Raw genomic sequence first — 16,919 nt, 5'->3', positions numbered from 1 at the left:
TAAATGCTGGCAGAATGAACCTGATTAGCTCCTTGCAGCCCCCGCTATGCCTCGAAAAAAGTGAAGTCTTTCAGGGCGATGCGTTCAAGCTCATAAAGCGCATCCCCGACGCAAGCCTTGGCTTGGTACTTTGCTCGCCGCCTTACAATATCGGGAAAAGCTATGAAAAGGGGATGTTCGGAACGCTCGACGATTATCGGGAAGTGATGAGCGGCCTTATTGAAGGGCTTGCTGGAAAAATCTCGGAAAGCGGCAGCGTGTGCTGGCAAGTTGGCAATTACGTCAAAAACGGCTCAGTTTTCCCCCTCGATTATCTCTTCTTTGAGCTTTTTATTCGGAATGGGTTCAAGTTACGTAATCGAATTATTTGGCGCTTTAACTTCGGGCTTCACGCCAAACGTCGTTTCTCGGGTCGCTATGAGACAATACTTTGGTTTACTAAGGGCGACTCATATACTTTTAATTTGGACCCAGTTAGGGTCCCTCAGATTTATCCAGGGAAGCGAAAGAAGAGCGAGGGCGGTTACGTCCCTAGTGGGAATCCGAAAGGCAAAAACCCATCCGACTTTTGGGAGTTTGACGCGAAAGCGGCGTTCGGTGAGAAAGCAGTTTGGGACATCCCTAACGTTAAAGCCAATCACCCTGAGAAAACCGACCACCCCTGCCAATTTCCGAACGAGATTGCCGATAGGTGTATCATGGCACTTACGAATAAGGGTGATGTCGTCTGTGATCCGTTTGCTGGAGTGGGGACAACGCTTGCTTGCGCCGCTGCCCGTGACCGCATTGGAATAGGGTTCGAGCTTGAGCAATCATATCGTGATCGCGCGATCGAGAGAATAGCTATGGCGCAAAAAGGGGATCTTAAGGTTAGGCCCTCTGGAAAATCGGTAAGGCGGCCCGTCCAAGGAGAAAAGGTCTCTACGGTGCCAGAGGAATGGCATAATGAGGGGGGCAATTAAATGCCGGCGGGGGGCAAGAAAAAAGCAAAAAAGAAGCTGTCCGCAGAGGAGAGGAAGAAGCGGGCGAGGGAAAGGGCGTTCAAGCGCCAAGCTCGGGCGATCTTCTCGAAGTCAGGCTTCGAAAGAGTGCCGGAGGTTGCCGACAAAGAGTTCGAGTATCAAGATAGTACCAGCGATTTTGACGATCTATTTGTATCGGAAAATTTAATTGTCTTGGCTGAATACACCTTGAGCAATGAATCCGGCACTGGAGAACATTTCAAAAATAAAGCTCATATCTACAAGAAGATACTCGACGACCCGAATGCATTTTTGAGGTTTCTGTTCGAACGTTTCGCCGCGATAAAGCCAAAGATTTCTGCGAAGTACCATTCATCTCAGCTCCGGTTGAGAATCGTCTACTTTTCGGAACACGAAGTTAAGCCCGCTCATGCCAGTTTGGCCCCGGAAGTTGCCACTGCATGGCGGGGCGTGATGCAATACTTTCGAAGTTTGGCGGACACAGTGGAGAGGTCGTCAAGGCATGAACTCTTCCACTTCCTCAAACTTGACCTCGCTGAAGTAGGCAAGAATGGAATTATTAGCGAGATAGAGGGTGAAGAACCCTATCCCGGGTCATTGTTGCCGGAAGCTCATTCTGAGTATCCGGACGGCTACAAGCTTGTCTCCTTTTACGTAACCCCAGCTGCATTGCTCAAACGGGCGTATGTATTGAGGCGGGATGGCTGGCGGGACTCTGAGGGTCTTTACCAGCGAATGATCGATAAGAAAAAAATCCGTTCTATCCGAGCGTATTTGAAGGATCGGCGAAGGGTGTTCGTCAACAACGTTGTAGTAACCCTACCTGCCGACACTAGGATCGATGACCAAAAGGGGAAAGATGTCGATCCCTCGGACATTGAGAAAACGACTCCGGTTGTAATTAAGCTACGCAATCGACCAAACTCTATTGGGATAATAGACGGGCAACATCGGATCTTCTCGTATTTCGAAGGAGTAAGCGATGACCCCGACATTGCGGTATTCCGCGACCGGCAGAATATGTTGGCTACCGGAATAATCTATCCTGAAGATGCGTCCGAAGAAGAGAGGCAGAAGTTCGAGGCGGAGATATTCCTTGAGATAAACTCAAATCAGAACTCGGCCAAATCGGATCTCAAGCAGGCGATCCTCGTAATTACCAAGCCGTTCTCAGACGAGTCGATTGGCAAACGTGTGGTCGGCAGATTGGCCCGAGACGGCGCGCTGGAGGGACTTCTTCAGAAAAACTATTTTGAGACCGGAGTTTTGAAAACTTCTTCCATGGTGTCTTTTGCTCTCTCGCGGCTTGTGCGAATTGAAGGCGACGAGTCCTTGTTCCAACACGCAAAAGAGGAACTCAAATCGAAGTTGAAGGCGAAGAAAAACGTTGGCGCAGTGACGGAATACGTTGATTTCTGTTCGACCGAGCTACGCCAGTTTCTTGGCGCTGCGAAGGCGGTTTTGGGCAATGAGAAGTGGGCAATCAAGACTGCAAAGTCGGAGGGTATTCTCTCTGTGACCTCTGTGAATGCCCTAATAATATTGTTCCGCAAAGTCGTTGACACATACGGTTTGGGGGACTTCGAACTTTACAGGAAGAATCTGGCCAAACTTCCCGAGTTTAATTTCGATGATTTTCATTCTAGTCAATATAACAGAATGGCCGAAGGCATGCTCGCAACGGTATACGGCAAATAGCCAAACCCACTTCCGCCGCTGCAATAACCTTCCTCACCCCCGCCCCATCCTCACCAGCACCCGATCCAACGCCTGCAAGAACCGCGACCTGTCCGCCTTGGTGAACGACGGCGGGCCGCCGCCCACTCCGTCCATCCCGGCGCGCAGGTCTTCCATGATCGCGCGGGTGGCGATGGCGCTGCCGATGCTGGCGGCGTCGAAGGGCTTGCCGTTGTGCGCGAGGACCGCCGCGCCCGCCTTCAGGCAGCGTTCGGCCAGCAGGATGTCGGCGGTGATCACCACGGTGCGCGGACCCGCGTTCTCCGCAATCCAGTCGTCCGCCGCGTCGTATTTTGGTCCCTCAGGCGCCGGGCGCTGGGCATCCGCCCAGCTTGGGTTGGCACTGCGTGCCGTCTCCGCCTGCGGCTCCGACTCCGGCCTAACCGGCCGGCGGGCGGTCGCCCTTGCGGGTCGCTGTGCGACCCGTGACCTCCTCCTACCACCACGCGCTTCACCCGCGCGCTCACCGGTACGCGAAAAGGGCTGTTGCTGACCACGCGGACATGGGCCTTGTGGCGCTCGGCCACGCGGTAGATCTCCTCCTTCACCGGGCAGGCATCGGCGTCGACGAGGATGGTGACGGGATCGGCCATGGCCCGCTCGCCTAGCGCAATCGGCGGGCGCGCGTAAGCTTTCCTACTCGCGCGAAACCTGCGCCTATGGGAGCGATGCCTCTCGCGCCTTTTCCTTGCCCTCCCACCGGCCTCCCGCACCGCGTGCGCCCGCCGCGGTTTTATTCCGCAGGAGGGTGTTCCATGTGTTCCATCCTGTGGGAGAAGCCGCCGAGCGGTCCAACGGGATCGACGAACCGCGTGGCGGGCCCTTCGCGCGGGCGGGGGCTTCGTGGTATGCTGCGCCTCGCAACAGCTGAGAGGACCCCTGCCATGACCTTTGTGAAGCCCCTCCTCGCCGCAGGCCTGCTGGCCGCGCCGATGCTTGCGGCCACCCCCGCGCTTGCCACCGCACCCGCCGGCGGCCCCGACACGCGCTATTGCATGAAGGTGGAGCCGCTCACCGGCAGCCGCGTCGAGCGCACGATGTGCATGACCCGCGCCGAGTGGGAGCAGCAGGGCGTCGACCTTGACGCCGAGTGGGCCAAGGAAGGCGTGCGCGTCGAGGGCTAGGCCCCCGCGATCCCCGCAGCGCGCATCGCCTCGGCCATGCGCTTCTTGACCCCGAAGAACCCGGCCTTGGCGTGCGGCCAGGTCGCCCGCTGCAGCTCGGCGAGGTGGGTGTGGACGGTAAGGCCGTCCCGTCCCAGCTCCGGCGCCAGCGCATCCCGCGTCCACCCTTGCGGCAGGTAAGGGCAGACGAGGTGCGTAATGCCGTGCTCAGCGAGGATTGGGGCCAGCGGCTCGCCCGCCGCCCAAGATGCGGTAGGGCAGCCGAAGGCCGCACCAGCTTCCTCGATACTACCCGCCACCGCCTCATGGGCAAAGCGCGCCGCGTGATCGCCAACGGGCAGCGGTGAGCGCGCCTCGGGCCGCGCCGCGCCGGTGACCAGCGCGGGCGCTGCGGGAAGGGCGAGCGGGACATGGCTCGCCGCCTCGTCATGCAGCAGCAGCGCGAAGGGCTCGGCCAGGTCCGCCGCGCCGAGCGGAGCAGGCAATTGGGGCAGGGCGCGCGAATGTTCGACCGCTTCGCTCAGCGGTTCGGGTTCCTCCGCCAGCCCTTCGGCGGCAAGCGGTCCCACCGGGTGCTGCGCGGTGTAGCGGGCGATGTTCCCGGCGCGGGCGACATAGTGCTTGCCCCTGGTGTGGAGCCCGGCAACCCAGCGCCAGCTCAGTGTGTTGGACGCCGCATCGCCATCGACGAGGTGGCGCAGGAAGTGGTCGGCGCCAAGGTGCCAGTCGAGCTTCAGCGTGAAGATCCAGATGCTCGCAAACCACATGCGGGCGTGGTTGTGGAGGTAGCCGGTCTCGATCAACTCGCGCGCCCAGTGGTCGAAGGCCGCGATGCCGGTGCGCCCTTGGGTGGCTTCTTCATAGGCCTTGCGCAGTCCCGCGTTCGCGTCGAGCCGTGCAAGCGCCGCGTCGCGTCCCTCGACATAGGCGGGCCAGATCGTGGGACGCTGCTCGAGATAGCCCTTGAAATAGACCCGCCAGAACACCTCGCTGATGAACTTGTCCGCCGCGCTTGCCGAATGCTCTTGCAGCACCGCTTCGAGAACCTCGGTTTCCGAAAGAAGGCCGGCGTGGAGCCAGGGCGAGAGCTGCGAGACATTCTCCCGCCCGGTCCCGTTATCGTGGTTGCGCTCATCGGCGTAGCGCCGCCCGGCGCGCGGCAGGAACGCTGACAATTGGTCAAGGCCGGCAGATCGGGACGGTTCGAACAGCATGTCGTCCTCAACCGGCGCACGGCCCATCCGGTTCCGTCCGATTTTCGACCAGTATATGATCGATTTCGCTCGAAATCCGTCCAGGAATTCCCATGTCGGGATTAGAGAGAGCAATAAGAAGGAGAAGCCCCAATGCAGGTCCAGTTCAACTCCGACAGCAGTGTCATGGGCACGGAAAACGTGGCCGAGCGGATCGAGGCTATGCTGCACAGCAAGCTCGCCCGTTTCGAGGACCGGCTAACCCGCATCGAAGTGCATGTGCGCGACGAGAACGGGCGCAAGGGCGGGGGCGATGACAAGGCCTGCATGATCGAAGCGCGCCCGCGCGGCGGCAAGCCGATCGGGGTGACCGAACACGCGTCGAAGGTCGACGATGCCGCGCGCAAGGCGGCCAGCACACTCGCCCAGCGGCTCGAACGCGTGCTGGGCAAGAGCGCCCGGCACGGCCATGACCAGCGTCCCGACAAGGTGCTCTGAGAAAGGCCTTGATCCCCCTCCTTCTGTGACTACAAGCGTCATCGGAGGAGGGGCGTATGACCCATATACATAACCTATTACGGATCGCGGCCGTCGCTTCGGCGCTGTCGGCGCTGACTACGGCGGTCCTCATTTATGGGCCCAACCCTCCGGTCGCCGAGGGCCTTGAGGCTCAAGCGCAGCTCGCATCCGATGGGCGCGCCCTCTACAAACCCTGGGTCTTGTTCTTCCACCCGCAATTCGCGTTTGTCGCTGCACTAGGTGCGGCGGCGGCGCTGTGGCGCGCGCGGCCAGCCCTGGTCGCAATTGGCCTTTTCTATCTCGCGCTGTGGGCGATGACCGAGATGACCCAGCAGGCCTATATCATCAATGCGCTCAACCAATACTGGCGCCCGGGCCTCCTCGCCGCCAGCGATCCCGGAGCGCGGCAGGCGTACGAGAGCCTGCTGACGGGCTTTCCGGCGCTTAGCGACAGCCAGTACTTCGTACTGCTGTTTGGCTTCGGGGCTGGCTCCGTCCTGCTGGGTGCGGCGTTCTTCAGTGCGGACTTGGCTGGCAAGGCGATCGGCGGCGTTACGGTCTTTCTTGGCGTTGTCTCACTGCTTGCCTTTGCGGGCTATTACCTGGCCCCGGCCGCGGGGGTCACGGCTGTCACTGGCTGGATCTATGCTTATCTTTACGGCCCCTTGCAAACCGGGGTCCGTCTTGCGCTCGGCTGGTGGTTGTGGCGCGCCGCGGATGAGACCGAACCGTCCTCCTGAGCCGGCGGATTGCAGCCCAGGTGGCAGAGCGGTATGCTGACCCCCTCACAGTGCAACGGGGGGTCGCACACCATGACTTGGAAACCGCTTTCGTCGGGCGTTGCAGCCGCGTCGCTGCTCGTCGCCGTGCCGGCATCGGCGCAGTACATGCCGCATCTCGATCCGAACCTTTACATGCTCACCACCATGAACATGGCGGGCGGGGCAAACACATGCATGACCGGAACCGCGCCGCCTGAGAATGAGATCGCCGAAGCGCGCGATCCGGCCCCGCGGCTGGTGCAGTCCTATTTCGACGCGGCCCAGAGCGGCGGCAAGCTGACAGGCGCCTTCCGCGACAAGAAGAAGGCAAGTTGGACCCATGCGGGGCGGACGGTCCTTTATGCCGAGATCGACCAGCAGAGCGATCCTCTGGTCGCAGCCGGAAACCGGCTCGATCCCGAACCACTGCGCTTCTTTCGCGCAGGCAATTTCCAGAGCGCGCAGGGCCAGTGGAGCGTGCTGGACGCCAGCGGCGCGGTCGCCGGGGTCTATGACGTCGTATTCAAGCGCCAGAAGGGTATCTGGCGGATCGACGCGCTGACGGTGCTGGGTGCCGACGAGACCGTGGCTCCTGCCATGCAGTACTGCATGGAGCCGGGCGATGTGACCGAGCACAAGGTCGAAGCCGCCGGCAACCAGATCGAATTCTTCGAAGAACAGATCGCCAAGAGCGAAGAGAAGCTGGTGCGCGAACGCGAGCGCCTCGCCGCAGCGCAGGAAAAGCTGGCCGGCTCGCCCAACCGGTCGAGCTTCCGCGAACGCGTGCAGCGCGAGAAACAGAAAGTCGCCCGCCGCGAGGAGAAGCTCGAGGAGCTGCGTGAAAATCTCGTCGATGCGCGCGAATTCCAGTCGGATTCCAACCGCGATGTGGCGGAGATTGCCGCCATCACCGGCCCGGCGCGTGACGCGCTGCGCTTCCGCGGGTTCGAACTGACCACCGACCGGGAAGCGGCGGAAGAGAAGGCGGCTGAGGAAGCCAAGGCCGCCGCTGACTAGCGGAAACTAGCTACCAGAACCGTTGGTAACGAGCCGCACCGGAGCAATCTGGCGCGGCTCGTCGCGCGTTTGGCTCGCTTGAGCAAATTCCAGCCATTCTCCGAAACATCCGGAGGCCTGCGCCGTTCGTATCTTGAAGCACCAGCCGGGCCGCTTGGCTGCCTGGAAAAGTGCTAACTTTCTATCGAAAAAGGGAAAACCATGAACAAGATCACGATCGCACTCGCCTCCGCCGCATCGCTCGCCATTGCCGCTTGCGCTGAAGCACCGGCCGAAAACGAAGGCTATGACGAGCCCATCGCCGCCGACACCATGACCAATTCGGATGCCGCACCGGGCACCCTCGTCGAAGTCGCGCAGGGCGATGAGACCTTCTCGACCCTCGTCAGCGCCGTGACTGCAGCCGGTCTTGGCGAGACGCTGTCCGGCGAAGGCCCCTTCACGGTGTTTGCGCCGACCAACGACGCCTTCGCAAAGATCGACGAAGCGACGCTGACCGAGCTCACTACCAACGACACTGAAACGCTTGGCGCGATCCTCCAGTACCATGTCGTCTCGGGCAATGTGGACGCCGCCACCCTGACGCAGGCGATTACCGATGCAGGTGAAGCCGGCTACACGATCGAGACGGTGGGCGGCGGCACGCTGACGGCCAATGTCGTCGACGGCAACGTCGTGCTGACCGATGCGGCTGGTGGCACCTCGACCGTTACCGCCACCGATGTCGCCGCCTCAAACGGTGTCATCCACGTCATCGATACCGTGCTGATGCCGCAGTAAGACTTGGCGCAAAGCCTTAAGGAAGAGGGCGGCTCCTTGCGGGGCCGCCCTTTTTCGTGGTCTATCTGCTTTGCCGGTTGGCGAGCGCGCTTGCCGGCCATCATGAGGGAGAGAGCATGGCGCAAGCGCAGGAAAAGCCCGTCTACCGTGTACCTTTCGTCGAGCGCACGGGTATGCGCCGGATCGAGGAACGGCGCGGCCATTCGAAATTGCTGATGCCGCTGGAAGGGAACGCCAATCATGTCGACGTGATGTATCTTGGCGCCTTCTGCGTGCTGGCCGAGGCGGCCGCGGCGGGTCCGGGTATTTCGATCCTCGACACCGAGCGCTTCTTTCCGATCATCAAGGATATCGCGGTCGACTTCCACCGCATGGCGGCAAGCGATGTGACGGGAGCCTATACACTGAGCGAGGACAATATCGCGCAGCTCTTGTCCGATCTCGAGACCAAGGGCAGCGCGGGCTATATGGCCGAGGTGCCGATGCACGATGCCGATGGCGCGCTGGTGGCGACCGGGCGCGTGACGGTCAAACTGCTCAGCCATAATTGGCAGGGTAAATCCTAAGGCTTCAAGCGAGCGTCTTATGTCGGGTTAGTCGGGCGCGACCGGCCAGCCAGGCCGGTCCTCTATATCCACTATCTCTATGCGGATATCGTCCGCAGTATGCACGCGCACCGTTCGATCCCGGCCCACGCTGCGCACGGCGCCGTTGCCGTTGGCAAGCCGGTCGATCTCGAACTCGCTCAGCTCTTCCCCATAGTCGGCCCGAAGCGCGACGGCGCCCGGTTCGTCCCACATTGCATCGCGCGACCCGCGCAGCCTTCCGTGAAGCGCCAGCGCGGCGACCGGGATGGTCCCGTTGGGCGTGACCAGCGGATAGTGGTTGGGCAGGTCCTGCCGCACCGGCGGCGGCGCGGGTTGGGGTGCGCGCGCCGCGGGACGTTCGAAGGCGAACCCGGCCTGGTGGCTCATGACCGGCATGGAACCGATGGCCGTGCCGCTCTCGGCACCGGCAAGCACAACCCCCGCTGTGATCACAGCGGCTCCGAGCAAGGGAAGGGGGTTTACGCGTTTCACGGTAGGCCTGTTTTCTCACGTTCCGAACGCGGAAGCAAATCTGAGCGTTCCCCGCGAGGCGTTTAGGCTCCGCGCTTTCACCGCTCCTTAACCCCGCCCGCAAACCCGTGCGCAAAGGTTCACGCCCTAGGTTAACCGGCGAGTTAGGATTGCGCGGTAGGGGAATCCGCAAAGGGGCAGGGATTACGATGCACGAGCTACAGCAGGTGTTTGCAAAGGCCGAGGGCGAGGCCGAATGGGAAGCCGGGCTGCGCGCCCATTTCGAAGCCGGCGACCTCGATGCCGTTCACGGCGTTCTCGAAACCGCGCTGCAGGCTCTTGCCACGCCCTTTGCCCAGGAATGCCTCGCGATTGCGCCGGAAGCGGTCGAGATCGAAGGCTGGGCCGAACTGGTCGAAGCCATCACCATGCACGAAGGCGAGCCGGTAACCGGCGTGACCCTGGCGGTCGCCAACGAGGCCGACCGCGCCTTTGAAAAGGGACAGACGCACCACCCCTACATGATGCTCGGCCTCTACAGCGACGAGCCGTTCTGTTTCAGCGAAGCCGATGCGGACGCGCTGCTCGCACAAACCCGCGAGGAAGAGGGACCGGCCTGGGCTGGCTGGGACGAGGACATCGAGGTCCATCTCGACATTCACGGGCTCGACCGCCTCAACACCGCTCTGCTCCACCACAAGCAGCGCCATTTCTTCCGCGACGACGCGCCCGCGCAGGCGCCGGCGCGCTATGTCGAGTATGTGCTTGGCTGCTGGTGGCGCGCGCTGCTGTTCCAGCAGGCGGTTGCCAGCGAATGTGCGATCCACGGATTGCCGGGCGGCATCCCGGTGGTGTCGGGCATGGTCGAAATGCGGCCCGAAGTGGTCATGGTCCACGGCCTCGGCGCCCGCACGGTCGAACGCGAGCGCACGAGCGAGGTGAAACCCGCTGCGCCGATGCTGGCCGCCGATTTCATCCAGCTGCGCCCTGCGGAAGAGGTGAAGGAGCTGACCGGCCTCGACCTGCGCCGGCGCGTGGTGGAAACCGGTCAGGAAGACGAGCCTGACGAAAAGCGCGGCTTCTTCGCCCGCCTGTTGCGCCGCTAGCTTCGCGCGCTCTGGACACTTACGCTCGCCCGTCTAGTCTCTCCTGCGGAGAGAACACGGGGAGAGACCGGCTTGACCACGCACACAGGTGGCTGCCTTTGCGGCCAGATCCGCTACACGATCGAAGGCGAACCCGCCGCATCGATGGTGTGCCATTGCACGCACTGCCAGAAGCAATCGGGCAGCGCTTTCTCGACGATTGTCGGTGTTCCGGAAGGGCAGGTCGCCATTACGGGCGAGGTGAGCCGCTACAAGGACAGCGGCGAAAGCGGGAAGAGCGTGGAGCGCCAGTTCTGCGGTACCTGCGGATCGCCGCTCTTCTCCAAGGTGGAGGTTTCGCCCGGCCTTTTGTGGGTCAAGGCGGGCACGCTTGATGACACCAGCGCCTTTGCGCCGACCGCGCACCTGTGGACGCGCAGCAAGCAGGACTGGGTCGACACCGGCGACGTCCCGGCCTTCGAAACCAATCCGAGCTGAGGGGAGGGAGCCATGGCCAGCCTGCGCGCCCGCATCGTCAACCTTGCCTTGCCCCTGCTCGGCATCAAGAAGTTCTTTTCCGAGCCCGACAAGCTCGACGAGCGGATTGCCAAGCTGCGCACCGAAGCGCCGATCCGGCCCAAGGCCAAGTGGTCTAAACGCTACGCCATCACCGAAGACACGGAACGCGGCTATCCGGTGGTGACCATCACGCCGCATGGCGGTGCGAAGACCGGCGCGCCGCACCTGCTCTACCTCCACGGTGGTGGCTATGTGATGGATATCGCCGCGGTTCACTGGGACACGGTGATGGACCTGTGCGACCGGCTTGGCGCCTCGGCCACGGTCCCGATCTATCCGCTCGCGCCGGAAACCAAGGCCGCCGCGACGCTGGAGGCGATGCTGGCCCTCTACAAGGAGCTGGCCGATACATACGGCGCGGAAAACCTCACGGTGATGGGCGATAGCGCCGGGGGCGGGATGAGCCTTGCGCTGGCCCAGATGCTCAAGGCGGGCGGCGATCCGCTGCCCGGTAGCCTGGTGCTCTATTCGCCCTGGCTCGATGCGACCGCGACGGCCGACGGCCAGCGCGCGATCGAGAAGCGGGACCGCATGCTGGCGGTCAGCGGCCTTGAAGCCTGCGGCGATATGTACCGCGGCGACCTGCCGGTTGACGATCCCAGGGTCAGCCCGCTGTTCGGCCCGCTCGAGGGCCTGCCGCCCATGGCGATCTTCTCGGGCACTTCAGATATCCTGCTGGTCGACGGCCGGCGCCTTGCCGAAAAGCTGGCGCATGATGGCATGCCGCGGCATATCTACCGTGAGTACGAAGACATGTTTCACGTGTGGATGCTGCTGCCGGTTCCCGAGGGCAAGCGCGCGCGCGAGGAAACGGTCGCCTTCATCCGCAAACACAGGACCGCTGCATGACCCCCTTCCGGACCGCCTTTCTTCTCCCGGCCTTCCTGCTGGCCGCTTGCGGCGATGCCCCCGAAGACAATCCCGGGTCGCTGCAAGGCGACACCTTCGATGCAATCGCCGATGGTGAGGTCGTGCACTACACCGGGACCGAGCCTTTCTGGGGCGGCGCGGCGGGCGGCGGGATGGCGACCTATTCCACGCCCGACAACCCGGGCGGCAGCGAGTTTGCCGTCAAGCGTTTTGCCGGCAACAACGGCCTTGGCATCAGTGGCGAGGTCGATGGCTCGGCCTTCGATCTCACCATCACGCCGGGCGAATGTTCGGACGGGATGAGCGACCGCAGCTATCCCTACACGGCCACATTGCTGCTCGGCAGTGAGCAGCGGCTGGGCTGCGCCTGGACCGACAGCCAGCCCTATAGCGGCGACGAGGCGCCCTGATGGCACCGACGGTCCCGCGCGGCTGGCGCATCTTCTTCTGGTTGGCTGCCGCGTTCAATTTCCTAATCGGGATTGGCAGTTTCCTCGAGGCAACATGGGGCTCGGACCAGTCGATCGGGGCGGTCCTGATCATTGGCTTCGGCATCATCTACGCGCTGGTAGCGCGCGATCCGGTCCGCTTCGGCGCGACCCTGATTGCAGGACTGTTCGGCAAGGGGATGGTGGTCGCAATGCTGGGCCCCACGCACTGGTTCGGAGGCGGCGATCCGGCGCTTGGCGCCATTGTTGCCGGAGACCTGCTGTTCGCGATTGGCTTTGCGATCTTCCTGCTCCAAAGGCGCAGCCATGGGTGATGTTCCTGCTCTTCCCCGCTGGCTCGGCCTGTCCGGGCTGCTGCCGCAGATGGCGTGCCTCGCCGTCCTGCTGGCCGGCCCTGCCGAGTGGCGCGAAGCGGCGCAGGCGATTGCCTTTGGCTATGCGGCGCTGATCCTTTCCTTTCTCGGCGGGACCTGGTGGGGGATTGCGGCGGCCGCGCCCGCAGCCCAGCGGCGGCAGACGCTCGGCTGGGTCTGGATTGCAGCGGTCACGCCCAGCCTTGTCGCGCTGGCGTGCTTCCTTCCCTGGGCGCTCGGCTGGACCTGGCCCGAGCCATCGCTCGTCATGCTCGGCGGCGCGCTGCTGGTCAGCCTGGGAGCGGACGCCAAGCTGGGCGCGCTCGCGCCGCGCTGGTGGATGGGATTGCGCGTTCCGCTGTCGCTGGGCCTTGGCCTGCTGACGATGGGGACCGCGCTGGCCTAGCCGCGCTGAACGCCCGCCTCTTCGAGGTGGGGTCCAAGCCGCCCTGTCAGCCAGAGCCACCACATGCGGAAATCGGCGCGCAGGCTCCACAAGGGATAGGTGAAGGTGGCCGGGCGGTTTTTCTCGTGTCCAAAATGCGCAACCCAGGCGAAGAAATAGCCCGCGACCGGAAGCGCGGCGAGCAGCCACCACTCCTGCGTGGCGATCATCGCCAGGGCCAGTCCCACCACCAGCGAAGTGCCGATATAGTGCAGCGCGCGTGTGCCCGGGCGCGAATGCTCGCGCAGGTAGAACGGCCAGAACTCGGCAAAGCTGGTGTAGCGGGCGTCGGTCATTGCAGTCCCGGAATCTCGAACTGGGCCGGCGAAGGAGCCTGCGGCATCAGCAGCTCGCGGCGACCGGGTTGCTGCTCGGCGCTTGCCACATTGCCCGCGCCCGAACCGCTGATGCTGGTGCAACTGCGCCCGGCAAGGAAGTCGAGCGCGGTGGCAATCGAGGCTTCGGTCGGATCGCCGAGCGGGGTCAGGATGTCGTCGTCGGCACGGCAGGTGACCGGCATCACATCGGCCAGGCCGCCGTAATATTCGCCCTGATCGTCCGCGTTGACCGACTGGAAGGCGACCACCCGCAGGCGGTCATCACAGGCCGAACGGTCGCGGGCGATCTGGCCAACGGGCTTGCCGAAGGTGTTTGCCCCGATCAGGGCGATGTTGTTGCCAAGGAAGGGGATGAAGGCGTTCGCCACCAGCTCGCTGGCCGAAGCCGTGCCGCTGGTCCCGATAATCGCGATCTTGGTGGCCGCGATCGCCTGGGTTTCGTTCGCAAAGGTGCGCGTTTCGTCGAAATTGCTCTTCGAGGCGCGGAACACGGTCTTGCTGAAGATCTGCCCGGCCTTGTCGTCCGCCAGGAGGTCGCCCAGCACTTCGGCGACCGACACCAGCCCGCCGCCATTGTAACGGAAATCGAGGATGATCTCGGTGATGCCCTCGGCGCGGAACGCCTGGAAGGCGTCGCGCAGCTGGTCGCTGGCGTTGGCAACGATGAAGGTGCGCAGGTTGATATAGCCGACCTTCGTGCCGCCATTGTCCATGACCACCGCGCCGTAGCGGTCGGAGACCGGGTCCAGCGAATATTCGGCCTTGGTCACCGTGGCGGTGATTTCGGTACCGTCGGGCTGGCGGATGCGCAGGGTGCGGGTGACGCCCGGATCGCCGGGGCCGAGCGCATCGACAACGGCCTGCGTCCCGCCGCTCTGCATCAGCGCATCGACGCTCTGGCCGCCAATTTCCAGGATCTGGGTGCCGCGATCGAGCCCCTCTGCAAAGGCCGGTGCGTTCTCGAAGGCTTCGACCACGAAGACCGTGCGCGCGGTCTCGTCATAGCTCAGCCGGACGCCGAAACCGGCGTTGGAGCCGGAGTTGATGAGCGCGTTTTCTTCCTCGATCGAGGTGATGAAGCTGAAGAAGCGGTCACGCTCCTGCGCGCGGGCCGGGGCGACCAGCGCGTTGATATAGGCCTGCACGGTCGAATAATTCGCCGGGGCGACGCTGGTGTCGAGGAGGCTGGGGAAGAGGTACCACTCGTTCATCTCGTCCAGCACCCAGCTCTGCCTGTTTGCCAGCGAACAGGTGTCGCCGCCGGTGTTGCCACCTCCGGCGCTTCCTCCTCCGCCTCCTCCAGCGGTGTTCCCACCGCCAGAACCGCCGCCACCGCCACATGCGGCAAGCGCCACGGCAAGCGTTCCACTCAACAAGGCGCGACCAAGCCTCATTCCCTGCACTCCCAAGTTATCACGCAAGTCCGCCGATTGGCGGTCCTTGGGCGAGCATGACGGCTTCCAAGCGGCAGGGCAAGGGCGCGCAAGCCGCGTTTGGCAAGGGCGCTCTATCCGTAAAAACGGTGCAAACTTATCCCCGTGGGGATGGTTTGTCGCCTCCAGCTATGCCTTAAAGGTTGGCCGAGAGACGCCCTCAGGGGCGAAAAAGAGGAGTTTGCATGTCGAGCGGCGTCGCGCCCTGGGTTCAAAAGGCTGTTGGTGGAGCTGCCATCGGGCACACACTCACGCTGGAAAAGGTGGCTGACGAGCGGGTTTTGGGCCGCTCGGGCTTCGCCTTGACGAGCGTGGCCTTCCAGCATGGCGGGGAGCTCGATCCCTCCTTCACCGCGTGCGAGGAAGATTCGGTCGCGCCGCCGCTGGAATGGACTGCGCCGCCTCCGGGTTCGCAGGAACTGGTGCTGGTGGCCGAGGATGCCGACAAGGGGCATGTCCACTGGACCGTCTGGGGTCTCGCGCCGCAAAAGGGCAAGCTGATGGAGGGCGAAACGCCACCGCGCACCGGCAAGAACGCCCAGGGCAATTCGGAATGGCTGCTGCCCGATCCGCCGCTCGGCGAAGAGCATCGCTACGTCTTTCAACTGTTTGCGCTCGATCTCCCGCTCACCCTGATGCCGGGAGCGACGCATGAGGAACTGGTCCGCAATTTAGACGGACACGTGACCGCCGCCGCGGTCCTCACCGCCCGTTTCGAAGGCCATGAGGTCGAAGAATGGGACGCTGAGGGCTTCGACGACGTATAATGAAGCATAGCCAAGGAAAGGATTAGTCATGGCTGGCAAGAACAACGCACTGCAGAAGCCGGTGAACCTGTCGCCGGAGCTGGAGAATGTCGTGGGCAAGGGTCCGATGACCCGCGCACAGGTCACCTCCAAGGTGTGGGATCACATCAAGGCGAACGGCCTGCAGGATTCGCAGGACAAGCGCATGATCAACCCCGACGACAAGCTCGGAGCGGTGATCGGCAAGGAACAGATCTCCATGTTCAAGATGACGGGCGCCGTCTCGAAGCACATGAGCTGATCTGGCTCAGGACCGGCGGCGGAACGGCCAGTCCGTGACGCCGCCGGACCACAGCGTCAGCCAGATGATGAGCGGCTGCGCGAACATCCTCGGTATGTGATAGCCGAGTCCCATCCCGCCATCCGGGCGCGCCATGTCGAGCGCGAAGTGATGGATATTCGCGGGGAACACGCAGACCGCGTAGAGCGCGAGCCCGATGGCTCCCGCGCGCCGCAGCGGCAGGCTTTTCCATTGCACCAGCGCCGCTGCACCCAGCAGTTCGGCAATCCCTGTCCAGAAAATCACCGCTTCCGGTATTGGCACCCATCCCGGTGTGATGAGGAGGAATGGCGCCGGATCGGCGATATGCGCGTAGCCGGCGAAGGCGTAGAACACGGCGATCAGCCAGCGGAAAACGGTTCGGATCATGCGCCGGGCTCCCATTGCGGCGGTGCCAGCTCGAAACCGGCAAACTCGAAGCCGGGCGATACCACACAGGAGACGAGCGTATAGCCTGCAAGGCTCGCGGCCGGCGCGGCGGCCTGCCACCAGCCCTCCGGGATAACGTGCTGGAGCGCTTGGCCTCCAAGGACATCGGGTCCCAAGGTGATGGCTTCGACAGGACCGCTATCCTCTTCCGCCATCGACAGGGTGAGGGGATCGCCCGCGTGCCACAGCCAGATCTCGGCCGCGTCCACCCGGTGCCAGTGCGAACGCTGTCCGGCCTCAATCAGGAAATGGATCGCGGTGGCACCGGCGCGCTCGCCTTCGCCTGCCGGGGCGCGCCAGGTTTCGCGATACCAGCCGCCTTCGGGATGGGGCTGGAGCCCGAGGCGATCGATCAGCGCGCGCGCTTCGCTCACTCCTCGAAGACCTCGACGCCGTTCCAGAACGCGATCCGGTCGGAAATCTCGGAGGCCGCTTCTTTGGGCTCGGGATAGTACCAGGCCGCATCGGGGTTCATGGCGCCGCCTGCGTTGATCGAATAGTAATTCGCAGTGCCTTTCCAGGGGCAATATGTGGTTTTCTCGCTCGGCACCAGGACGCCCCGTGCGACATCGGCTGCGGGGAAGTAGTGGTTGCCTTCGACGACGACGGTATCGTCGCTCCGGGCCAGGGTCTCGCCGTTCCAGCGCGCGGTCATGGTCATGATTGGGGCCTTTCCTTGC

The 16,919-nt window shown here is 63.1% G+C and carries 23 protein-coding genes and 2 pseudogenes; 16 read left to right on the top strand and 9 right to left on the bottom strand.

Annotated elements, in window-relative coordinates; genetic code table 11:
• Positions 1–14: 14 nt before the first annotated feature.
• Together KUV82_RS13450 and KUV82_RS13445 are read left to right on the top strand one after the other, a co-directional pair.
• On the top strand, positions 15–962 hold the full coding sequence (locus KUV82_RS13450; RefSeq protein WP_219954751.1) for a DNA-methyltransferase: 948 nt from the start codon (positions 15–17) through the stop codon (positions 960–962).
• Entirely contained in the window at positions 963–2,681 is a 1,719-nt protein-coding gene (locus KUV82_RS13445; RefSeq protein ID WP_219954750.1) for a DGQHR domain-containing protein, read from the top strand.
• Between the two features lie 33 nt (positions 2,682–2,714).
• Here the strand turns inward: KUV82_RS13445 and KUV82_RS13440 are convergent.
• A pseudogene (locus KUV82_RS13440) lies at positions 2,715–3,011 on the bottom strand (DUF188 domain-containing protein); the annotation flags it as partial.
• A gap of 137 nt (positions 3,012–3,148) precedes the next feature.
• Positions 3,149–3,313: pseudogene (locus tag KUV82_RS14245) on the bottom strand (YaiI/YqxD family protein); the annotation flags it as partial.
• A 291-nt stretch (positions 3,314–3,604) separates the two neighbouring features.
• Between KUV82_RS14245 and KUV82_RS13430 the strand changes: the two are divergent.
• Entirely contained in the window at positions 3,605–3,844 is a 240-nt protein-coding gene (locus KUV82_RS13430) for a hypothetical protein (RefSeq protein WP_219954748.1), read from the top strand.
• Here KUV82_RS13430 and KUV82_RS13425 read toward each other — a convergent pair.
• Positions 3,841–5,085 (bottom strand): FAD-binding domain-containing protein, encoded by a 1,245-nt coding sequence (locus KUV82_RS13425; RefSeq protein WP_258319765.1) that lies wholly within the window; start codon positions 5,083–5,085, stop codon positions 3,841–3,843. The genes KUV82_RS13430 and KUV82_RS13425 overlap by 4 nt on opposite strands.
• A 105-nt stretch (positions 5,086–5,190) precedes the next feature.
• On the opposite strand from KUV82_RS13425, the gene KUV82_RS13420 reads away from it, so the two are divergent.
• The 5 genes from KUV82_RS13420 (at position 5,191) to KUV82_RS13400 (ending at position 8,680) form a co-directional block, all read left to right on the top strand.
• The gene (locus tag KUV82_RS13420) at positions 5,191–5,535 is read left to right on the top strand and encodes an HPF/RaiA family ribosome-associated protein (protein ID WP_219954747.1); all 345 of its coding nucleotides are present in this window, start codon (positions 5,191–5,193) and stop codon (positions 5,533–5,535) included.
• A 56-nt stretch (positions 5,536–5,591) separates the two neighbouring features.
• The gene (locus tag KUV82_RS13415; RefSeq protein WP_219954746.1) at positions 5,592–6,296 is read left to right on the top strand and encodes a hypothetical protein; all 705 of its coding nucleotides are present in this window, start codon (positions 5,592–5,594) and stop codon (positions 6,294–6,296) included.
• 72 nt (positions 6,297–6,368) lie between these two features.
• Positions 6,369–7,334, top strand: coding sequence for a hypothetical protein (locus KUV82_RS13410; protein ID WP_219954745.1), 966 nt, complete (start codon positions 6,369–6,371; stop codon positions 7,332–7,334).
• Positions 7,335–7,535: 201 nt separating this feature from the next.
• Entirely contained in the window at positions 7,536–8,114 is a 579-nt protein-coding gene (locus KUV82_RS13405) for a fasciclin domain-containing protein (protein WP_219954744.1), read from the top strand.
• 116 nt (positions 8,115–8,230) lie between these two features.
• Complete coding sequence (locus KUV82_RS13400) at positions 8,231–8,680, top strand: PaaI family thioesterase (RefSeq protein WP_219954743.1); 450 nt, start codon at positions 8,231–8,233, stop codon at positions 8,678–8,680.
• A 27-nt stretch (positions 8,681–8,707) separates the two neighbouring features.
• On the opposite strand, the gene KUV82_RS13395 is transcribed toward KUV82_RS13400, so the two are convergent.
• Positions 8,708–9,154: a hypothetical protein gene (locus KUV82_RS13395; protein ID WP_219954742.1), complete on the bottom strand. Its 447-nt coding sequence runs from the start codon at positions 9,152–9,154 to the stop codon at positions 8,708–8,710.
• A gap of 227 nt (positions 9,155–9,381) precedes the next feature.
• Between KUV82_RS13395 and KUV82_RS13390 the strand changes: the two genes are divergently transcribed.
• The 6 genes from KUV82_RS13390 (at position 9,382) to KUV82_RS13365 (ending at position 12,914) form a co-directional block, all read left to right on the top strand.
• Complete coding sequence (locus tag KUV82_RS13390; protein ID WP_219954741.1) at positions 9,382–10,278, top strand: hypothetical protein; 897 nt, start codon at positions 9,382–9,384, stop codon at positions 10,276–10,278.
• A 72-nt stretch (positions 10,279–10,350) separates the two neighbouring features.
• On the top strand, positions 10,351–10,755 hold the full coding sequence (locus tag KUV82_RS13385; RefSeq protein WP_258319764.1) for a GFA family protein: 405 nt from the start codon (positions 10,351–10,353) through the stop codon (positions 10,753–10,755).
• 12 nt (positions 10,756–10,767) lie between these two features.
• The gene (locus KUV82_RS13380) at positions 10,768–11,685 is read left to right on the top strand and encodes an alpha/beta hydrolase (RefSeq protein WP_219954740.1); all 918 of its coding nucleotides are present in this window, start codon (positions 10,768–10,770) and stop codon (positions 11,683–11,685) included.
• On the top strand, positions 11,682–12,116 hold the full coding sequence (locus KUV82_RS13375) for a COG3650 family protein (RefSeq protein WP_219954739.1): 435 nt from the start codon (positions 11,682–11,684) through the stop codon (positions 12,114–12,116). Before KUV82_RS13380 ends, KUV82_RS13375 begins: the two co-directional genes overlap by 4 nt.
• On the top strand, positions 12,116–12,469 hold the full coding sequence (locus tag KUV82_RS13370) for a hypothetical protein (RefSeq protein ID WP_219954738.1): 354 nt from the start codon (positions 12,116–12,118) through the stop codon (positions 12,467–12,469). The genes KUV82_RS13375 and KUV82_RS13370 overlap by 1 nt, the downstream gene beginning before the upstream one ends.
• Positions 12,462–12,914: a DUF3429 domain-containing protein gene (locus tag KUV82_RS13365; protein WP_219954737.1), complete on the top strand. Its 453-nt coding sequence runs from the start codon at positions 12,462–12,464 to the stop codon at positions 12,912–12,914. The genes KUV82_RS13370 and KUV82_RS13365 overlap by 8 nt, the downstream gene beginning before the upstream one ends.
• Here the strand turns inward: KUV82_RS13365 and KUV82_RS13360 are convergent.
• Both KUV82_RS13360 and KUV82_RS13355 read right to left on the bottom strand, forming a co-directional pair.
• Positions 12,911–13,249 carry a DUF962 domain-containing protein gene (locus tag KUV82_RS13360; protein WP_219954736.1) on the bottom strand — a complete coding sequence of 113 codons (339 nt, stop codon included), beginning with the start codon at positions 13,247–13,249 and terminating at the stop codon, positions 12,911–12,913. The genes KUV82_RS13365 and KUV82_RS13360 overlap by 4 nt on opposite strands.
• On the bottom strand, positions 13,246–14,685 hold the full coding sequence (locus KUV82_RS13355; protein WP_219954735.1) for a S41 family peptidase: 1,440 nt from the start codon (positions 14,683–14,685) through the stop codon (positions 13,246–13,248). The genes KUV82_RS13360 and KUV82_RS13355 overlap by 4 nt, the downstream gene beginning before the upstream one ends.
• 224 nt (positions 14,686–14,909) lie before the next feature.
• Here KUV82_RS13355 and KUV82_RS13350 point away from each other — a divergent pair, with 224 nt between their 5' ends.
• On the top strand, positions 14,910–15,491 hold the full coding sequence (locus tag KUV82_RS13350; protein WP_219954734.1) for a YbhB/YbcL family Raf kinase inhibitor-like protein: 582 nt from the start codon (positions 14,910–14,912) through the stop codon (positions 15,489–15,491).
• 28 nt (positions 15,492–15,519) lie between these two features.
• Positions 15,520–15,771 (top strand): SWIB/MDM2 domain-containing protein, encoded by a 252-nt coding sequence (locus KUV82_RS13345; protein WP_219954733.1) that lies wholly within the window; start codon positions 15,520–15,522, stop codon positions 15,769–15,771.
• 6 nt (positions 15,772–15,777) lie between these two features.
• Here the strand turns inward: KUV82_RS13345 and KUV82_RS13340 are convergent, their stop codons facing one another.
• From KUV82_RS13340 to KUV82_RS13330, 3 genes are read right to left on the bottom strand one after another with little or no spacing between them, the layout of a single operon-like run.
• Positions 15,778–16,179, bottom strand: a complete 402-nt coding sequence (locus tag KUV82_RS13340; protein WP_219954732.1) for a DoxX family protein — start codon at positions 16,177–16,179, stop codon at positions 15,778–15,780.
• A complete protein-coding gene (locus KUV82_RS13335; protein WP_219954731.1) occupies positions 16,176–16,613 on the bottom strand; it encodes a cupin domain-containing protein in 438 nt (145 codons plus the stop codon). Before KUV82_RS13335 ends, KUV82_RS13340 begins: the two co-directional genes overlap by 4 nt.
• Positions 16,610–16,900 (bottom strand): DUF427 domain-containing protein, encoded by a 291-nt coding sequence (locus tag KUV82_RS13330; RefSeq protein WP_219954730.1) that lies wholly within the window; start codon positions 16,898–16,900, stop codon positions 16,610–16,612. The genes KUV82_RS13335 and KUV82_RS13330 overlap by 4 nt, the downstream gene beginning before the upstream one ends.
• Positions 16,901–16,919: the final 19 nt, after the last annotated feature.

Source organism: Qipengyuania flava (genome assembly GCF_019448255.1).
In the GTDB taxonomy this organism is placed as follows: Bacteria; Pseudomonadota; Alphaproteobacteria; order Sphingomonadales; family Sphingomonadaceae; genus Qipengyuania; species Qipengyuania flava_A.
Note: the sequence above shows the minus strand (reverse complement) of the source record. Positions and strands in the feature narration are given on the sequence as shown.